Origin of the sequence: Pseudogulbenkiania ferrooxidans 2002 (assembly GCF_000174355.1) — a bacterium.
Lineage (GTDB): Bacteria > Pseudomonadota > Gammaproteobacteria > Burkholderiales > Chromobacteriaceae > Pseudogulbenkiania > Pseudogulbenkiania ferrooxidans.
In genome coordinates, this window is the sequence record NZ_ACIS01000008.1 from 280609 (window position 1) to 286935 (window position 6327).

Annotated in this window: 4 protein-coding genes and 3 tRNA genes; 1 reads left to right on the forward strand and 6 read right to left on the reverse strand. The window is 60.9% G+C overall.

Annotation, left to right across the window (positions count from 1 at the left end; genetic code table 11):
* Window positions 1-137: 137 nt before the first annotated feature.
* The 6 genes from FURADRAFT_RS15500 to FURADRAFT_RS15525 form a co-directional block, all read right to left on the reverse strand.
* Window positions 138-791, reverse strand: a complete 654-nt coding sequence (locus FURADRAFT_RS15500) for a lytic transglycosylase domain-containing protein (RefSeq protein WP_008955100.1) — start codon at window positions 789-791, stop codon at window positions 138-140.
* Window positions 792-855: 64 nt separating this feature from the next.
* Window positions 856-1668, reverse strand: a complete 813-nt coding sequence (locus tag FURADRAFT_RS15505; protein WP_008955101.1) for a general secretion pathway protein GspB — start codon at window positions 1666-1668, stop codon at window positions 856-858.
* 5 nt (window positions 1669-1673) lie between these two features.
* A complete protein-coding gene (locus tag FURADRAFT_RS15510) occupies window positions 1674-3335 on the reverse strand; it encodes an ExeA family protein (protein ID WP_008955102.1) in 1662 nt (553 codons plus the stop codon).
* A gap of 207 nt (window positions 3336-3542) precedes the next feature.
* Window positions 3543-3629, reverse strand: a tRNA-Leu gene (locus FURADRAFT_RS15515).
* A 60-nt stretch (window positions 3630-3689) separates the two neighbouring features.
* A tRNA-Leu gene (locus FURADRAFT_RS15520) sits at window positions 3690-3776 on the reverse strand.
* Between the two features lie 53 nt (window positions 3777-3829).
* A tRNA-Leu gene (locus FURADRAFT_RS15525) sits at window positions 3830-3916 on the reverse strand.
* Window positions 3917-3993: 77 nt separating this feature from the next.
* On the opposite strand from FURADRAFT_RS15525, the gene rnr reads away from it, so the two are divergent.
* Window positions 3994-6213 carry a ribonuclease R gene (rnr, locus tag FURADRAFT_RS15530; RefSeq protein WP_081455964.1) on the forward strand — a complete coding sequence of 740 codons (2220 nt, stop codon included), beginning with the start codon at window positions 3994-3996 and terminating at the stop codon, window positions 6211-6213.
* Window positions 6214-6327 lie beyond the last annotated feature (114 nt).

The following is a 6327-nucleotide window of genomic DNA, read 5'->3' on the forward strand; positions in this document are numbered from 1 at the left end:
AGGGCAAGCCACATGCTTAATGCTAGTATTCTCTAATAAGTAATTCAAAAAAATATTTAAAATATGAGCGTGGCAATACGGTGGCGGAATACTGTTCATGCTGGCATTTTCGGGGTGGGAATGTCGGTTAAAGCGTGTCAGGGTTGCTGTTGATTGCGAGCCAAGCCGCTCATGACGCGAGGGACATAATTCAGGGTTTCCTTATACGGTGGAATAGTATTGCCATAGCGGGCGACGGCCTGCTCGCCGGCATTGTAGGCCGCCAGCGTCAGCTTCAGGTCGTTGTCGAAGCGGCTCATCAGATCGCGCAGGTACTGCGCTCCGCCGCGGATGTTCTGCGCCGGGTCGTAGGGGTCGGCCACGCCATAACGTCGTGCCGTCGCCGGCATCAGCTGCATCAGGCCGATGGCGCCCTTGGGGGACACCGCGCTCGGATTGTAGCCCGACTCGACGGCGATGACGGCGTGCAGCAGCGCGGCGTCCATGTTCAGGGCGCGGGCGGTGTCATCGATCAGGCCGGCGACGCGGGCACGCAGCTGCGGGTCGATGGCCGGTGCGGGGCGGGCGGAACGTTCACCTGCCGGCGCCGAGCTGTCGGCCGGGGCCTCCTTCGGTGTGCGCATGAGCAGAGCGTAACGCTTGTCCTGTGGCACGTTGCTGAAGTGCAGTGTGCCGTCGGCATCCTTGAAGGCATAGATGTCGGCCCACGCCCCGTTTGTCAGGAGGAGCGCCGGCAACAGCACGGCTAGGCGAGTCGCCAAGCGCGGTGAAAGAGTAAAACAGGCGTTCATGGTGATTCCTCTGCTGCATCGGAGACTGATCAAGAAGCTCAGTCGGGTGTGCAGCTTGTTGCTGTCAATACATACCGGTGCGGAAACGATATCCCTTGTAATTCAATATGATGCCGTCTGGCAAGATACTTTCCAGCTTGATGCCGGCGGCGACTTCATCGCCGGCCCGGCGCGCCCGGTCATTGATGATGGCCATGCGCTCATTGTTATCGGCCGAATACGAGGCCCCGGAGACCGTCACATTCTTCTCTACCTCCTTGCGCAGTTCCGCCGGCAGCTCGCCGAAGTCGATGACCCGGTTGCTGCGCTTGAGGTTGGCAGAAGGAGCGGGGTCGGCTGCTGCGGGGGCGGGCGTCGCGGTGGCCGCCTCCGTGGCTGCGGGTTGCGCTGGAGCTGGGGTCTCGGCATGGTGCCGCGCTTCAGTGGAGGGCTTTTCGCGCCGGATCTTGGCCACGGAGGGGAGGGGGGGAGGGCTTGGCTGGACGGCTGTTGGAGGGGCGATTTTTTCCTCCGCTGTCGTGGCGGGCAGAGGGGGCGTCTGGCTGGTCGGGGCCGCCCGGTCCAATTCCTGCCGTGGCGGGATGGCGCGGCCGTCCTGATTTCCCCGCCAGGCCTGGCTTTTCGGTAAGGTCGGCGCATCGGCCTGGGGGCGTGGCGCCTGGGCCAACTGCTTTGCCGCCGGGGGGCGCATCACGAACAGGGCGCCACCGGCCAGCAGGCCTCCGCCCAGCAGCGCCAGCAGCGCCAGATTGGGCCAGCGCCTGTGCGGGCCGGTGGAAGTAATGGTTCTGGTCACGTGGACCGAATGGAGGGTGGGCGCCGCGGAGCGCTGACGTTCCTGGTCGGCCTTCAGCAAGGCGTCGAGAATGTATGACATCGTGACTACCCCTTCATCCCTGGGTTTTTCGTGGTCATGCCAAGCAGGCGCGGAGAGGTCGTATCGCTGTTGCGGGTCAGGCGGATCAGCGTGTGCGGCCCGACGATGCCGTCGCTCGGCAAACCATCTGCGCGCTGGAAGCGCATCACCTGTTCCTCCAGTCGGGCATCGAACACCGGGTTCTTGGCCGTGGCCGCCAAAGGTTCCAGAGGTTGGCCGAACTGATGGTTCAACCAGGACACCATCAATCCCCGGCTGCCGCGCGCCAGCGGTGCCCGGTAGTTGGGCGGCGCCTTCCATAACAGCGTGTAGCGCCCACTCCAGAGTTGGTTCAGGGCAGAGACCGGCAGCGTGAACGTCTGCGTGCCGGACATCAGGACGGCGTGGTCGTTCTGCAAGGTGGAAAGCAAGAGGTACCCCGTTCGCCCATCCGGCAGGCGCAGCTGCAGCACGGCCGGCCTGTCGAGGCGGCGCAATTGCGCCAGGTCGCCGGACTCGCTCAGACAGTGCAACCCGAACGCCTCCGCCTGCAGACAGGTGCTGGCCTCGTCGTCGACGGGCAAGCGGATGCCCCAGCGTACCAGCAGAGCCCGGTAAGCCAGGCTCACTCCGTCCGGGCCTGCGCTCTGCGCGATAACGGCCGGGGTCGATACGGCTGACGTGTCCGTGCCCATGGCGCGGGCCGACGAGGTGGCCGGAGCGGCGTGTTTGGTGAGGGACGGTTTCAGGCCCGGACGCGATGGAACAGGGCGGTTTGGGGCAAAGGGCTCGGCGTAATAAAACAAGGCCGTCGCCAGGGTTGTGGCACTGAGCAAGGCCCCCAGGCCAATCACCAGTTTCTGCCACGACCGGGGCGCGCTCTGGCCGTACACCTCCTTGGCCGCCTGGCGCAGTATCTCGCGGTCGACTTCGTCCTTGCCCTGCACGTAGGCACCGAGCAGGGCGCGGTCGCACAGAATGTTCAGCTTGCGCGGTATCCCGCCACTCAGGCGAAACAGCAGGCGGCTGAGTGAGGGGGAAAACAAGGCGCGACGGCTCCCCGCGACATCCAGCCGATGGTGGACGTAAGCGCTGATTTCCTCGGGCTGCAGTGGTCCGAGGTGGTAGCGGGCGACGATGCGTTGCGAGAGCTGCTGCAATTCCGGCCGCGCCAGTTTGTCGCGCAACTCGGGCTGGCCCAGCAGGATGATGTGCAGCAGCTTGCGCTGGTTGGTTTCAAGATTGGTCAGCAGCCTGATCTGTTCCAGCACGTCGCTGTCCAGGTTCTGTGCCTCGTCGATGATGAGGAGGGTGGTCCGCCCCTGGGCATGGGCCGCCAACAGATGGTCGTTGATGCAGTCGGTAAAGGCCTTGTTGCTGGTGTGGTCGGGCGGGGCGGGAATGTGGAGCTCTTCGCAGATCGTCGACAGCAACTCGAGCACGTTCAGCTTCGGGTTGAAGATGAAGGCGACGTCGCAATTGTCAGGCAATTGCTGCAGGAAGCAGCGGCAGATGGTGGTCTTGCCGGTCCCGATCTCGCCGGTCAGCAGCACAAACCCGCCGTCCCCTCCGATGCCGTACATCAGATGGGCGAGCGCTTCGCGATGCCGCTGGCTCATGAAGAGGAAGCGCGGATCCGGCGCGATCGAGAACGGCGGATCGGCCAAGCCATAGTGGTTCGTGTACATGGCGCTGCCTATAATGGCGTTGTACTCAACTACTTGCTTGAAAAAATTATAGTAAGAGCTTTAGAGTGTGCTAGTCGGAACGACTGTTTTTTTTGTTTGGAATAGGCGCTGAGCAACAGCGATCGCGGCGCGGGGGCTTGGACCAGCCGCTAGGGGAGAGGGGCGGAAAAACAAAAAGCCGTTGAGTTGAACTCAACGGCTTTTGTCTGGTGCCCAGGAGAAGACTCGAACTTCCACAGTGTTGCCACCGCTAGGACCTGAACCTAGTGCGTCTACCAATTCCGCCACCTGGGCATAAAACTTTAAATTGTAACTACAGACCGGCTATGCTTAGCCCATCTTCAAACTATTCCGTGGTGCCCAGGAGAAGACTCGAACTTCCACAGTGTTGCCACCGCTAGGACCTGAACCTAGTGCGTCTACCAATTCCGCCACCTGGGCACGGAGTATAAATTGTATTACATCACATCACTTGCTACGGCATCAGCGTTTGCTGGTGCCCAGGAGAAGACTCGAACTTCCACAGTGTTGCCACCGCTAGGACCTGAACCTAGTGCGTCTACCAATTCCGCCACCTGGGCATCGCTTTGCTGTATCATCTGCGCCACAGCAGTGCTGCGATGAGATGCGAATTATAAGGAGCCTCCAGAAATTGTCAATGCCTTCGAAACAAAAAAAACAGAAAAATGCTTCCCTGCGTTTGCAGGATCCCCATCTTGAGCGGGAAAAACTCAAGTATGACAATCCCTTGCCGAGCCGGGAGTTCGTCATTCAGCTGCTCACCGAACAGGGTGTGCCTCTATGGCCGGACGAGCTCGCCCAGATGCTCGACATCAAAAAGGATGAGTTTCGCTACTTCGAACGTCGCCTGCAGGCCATGGAGCGTTCCGGCGAGATCATCATCAATCGCAAGGGCGCCATCTGCGTTGCCGAAAAACTGGAACTGATCAAGTGCAAGGTATCCGGCCATCGTGACGGTTACGGCTTCGCCATTCCTGAAGAAGCCGGCGTCGAAGACATCTTTCTGTCCGAGCGCGAAATGCACAAGGTGCTGCATGGCGACCGAGTCATGGTCAGCATCACCGGTACCGACAAGCGTGGCCGTAACGAAGGCCGCATCGTCGAAGTGCTGGAGCGGGCGGTACAGAAGCTGGTCGGGCGCATCTACCTGTCGCGCGGCGTGTGGCTGATGGTGGCGGAAGACAAGCGTATCAATCAGGACATCCTCATCGAACCCGGTGGCGAAGGCGGCGCGCAGCACGGCCAGGTGGTGATCGTCGAAATTTCATCGCAGCCGGACAGCTACCGTCAGCCCATCGGCCGGGTGGTGGACATCCTCGGCAACTACGCCGACCCCGGCATGGAAATCGAGATCGCGCTGCGTCAGCACGATCTGCCTCACGTCTTCTCGGACGCGGCGGTCGAGCAGGCCCAGGAAACGCCGAAGAAGGTTCGCAAGAGCGATCACAAGGGTCGGGAAGACCTGCGCGAGCTGCCGCTGGTCACCATCGACAGCGAAACCGCGCGTGACTTCGACGACGCCGTCTTCGCCGAGCGGGTCGACAACGGCTACCGTCTGGTGGTGGCGATCGCCGACGTCAGTCATTACGTCAAGCCGGGGGACGCACTGGATCAAGATGCCGTAGAGCGAGGGACCTCAGTCTATTTCCCGCGGCGCGTCATTCCGATGCTACCGGAAGCCCTCTCTAATGGTATCTGTTCGCTCAACCCCGACGTCGAGCGTCTTTGCATGGTCTGCGACATGCAGATCAGCGCCAAAGGCGAGGTCAAACAATATCGTTTCTACCCGGCGGTGATGCAGTCCAAGGCGCGTCTCACCTATAACGCCGTGTGGGATTGGTTGCAGCATGGCTCCGATCACCCGATGTTGCCCAACCTGCAAACTCTGTACAGCCTCTTCAAAGTACTGCTGGCAGCTAGGGAAGAGCGCGGCGCCATCGAGTTCGACAGCACCGAAACCCAGATGGTGTTCAATGAGAGTGGCAAGATCGACAAGATCGTGCCGGTGGTGCGCAACGACGCCCATCGCCTGATCGAAGAGTGCATGCTCGCTGCCAACGTCTGCGCGGCCGATTTCCTGCTCAAGCACGAGCACCCCTGCCTGTTCCGCGTGCACGAAGGCCCGACGCCGGAAAAACTGGAAAACCTCAACACCTATCTCAAGCTGGTAGGGTTGGCGTTGGGCGGGGGCGAAACCCCGACCGCCAAGGATTACGCCAAGTTGGCCGAACAGATCCACGGCCGTCCGGATGCCCCGGTATTGCAGACCATGCTGCTGCGCTCCATGCAGCAGGCTCTCTATAGTCCGGACAATATCGGTCACTTCGGTCTGGCCTATGACGCCTATACCCACTTCACCTCGCCGATCCGCCGCTATCCCGATCTGCTGGTGCATCGCTCCATCAAGGCGGTGCTGGCCGGACGTCACTACAAGGCGGGTAAATGGTCGCAACTGGGTGAGCACTGTTCCATGACCGAACGTCGTGCCGACGATGCCAGTCGCGACGTGGAGTCCTGGCTCAAGACCTACTACATGCGCGACAAGATCGGTGAGGTGTTCACCGGGGAAATCAGTGCGGTCACCAGCTTTGGCGTATTTGTGTTGCTCGACGGTATCTATGTAGAGGGCCTGCTGCACATCTCCGAACTCGGCAAGGACTATTTCCACTACCGTAAAGACATCCAGGCCATCATTGGCGAGAAGAGCGGGGCTCGCTACCAGTTGGGCAGCCGCTTGACCGTCAAGGTGGTGCGGGCCGACCTGGAAAGCAGTCGCATCGATTTCGTGCTGGTGCCGGAGTTCGAAGCGGCTGCCGAAGCCAAGCCGGCGGCAAAGAAAAAGCGCAAGGTCAGCTAAACGCAGCCCGGCCGCGATTTTTGAGGGCGCATATAAAGGGTTGGCTTCGGCCAACCCTTTTTGTTTTCGGATGGGGTTTGCTTGTGCATCAATGGCTTGTGGTGTTCGCGTCGA

What these genes read in the sequence shown, in the direction of transcription:
- FURADRAFT_RS15500 (WP_008955100.1), bottom strand. Translation starts at nt 791, where the DNA reads ATGAACGCCTGTTTTACTCTTTCACCGCGCTTGGCGACTCGCCTAGCC.
- FURADRAFT_RS15505 (WP_008955101.1), bottom strand. Translation starts at nt 1,668, where the DNA reads ATGTCATACATTCTCGACGCCTTGCTGAAGGCCGACCAGGAACGTCAG.
- FURADRAFT_RS15510 (WP_008955102.1), bottom strand. Translation starts at nt 3,335, where the DNA reads ATGTACACGAACCACTATGGCTTGGCCGATCCGCCGTTCTCGATCGCG.
- rnr (WP_081455964.1), top strand. Translation starts at nt 3,994, where the DNA reads ATGCCTTCGAAACAAAAAAAACAGAAAAATGCTTCCCTGCGTTTGCAG.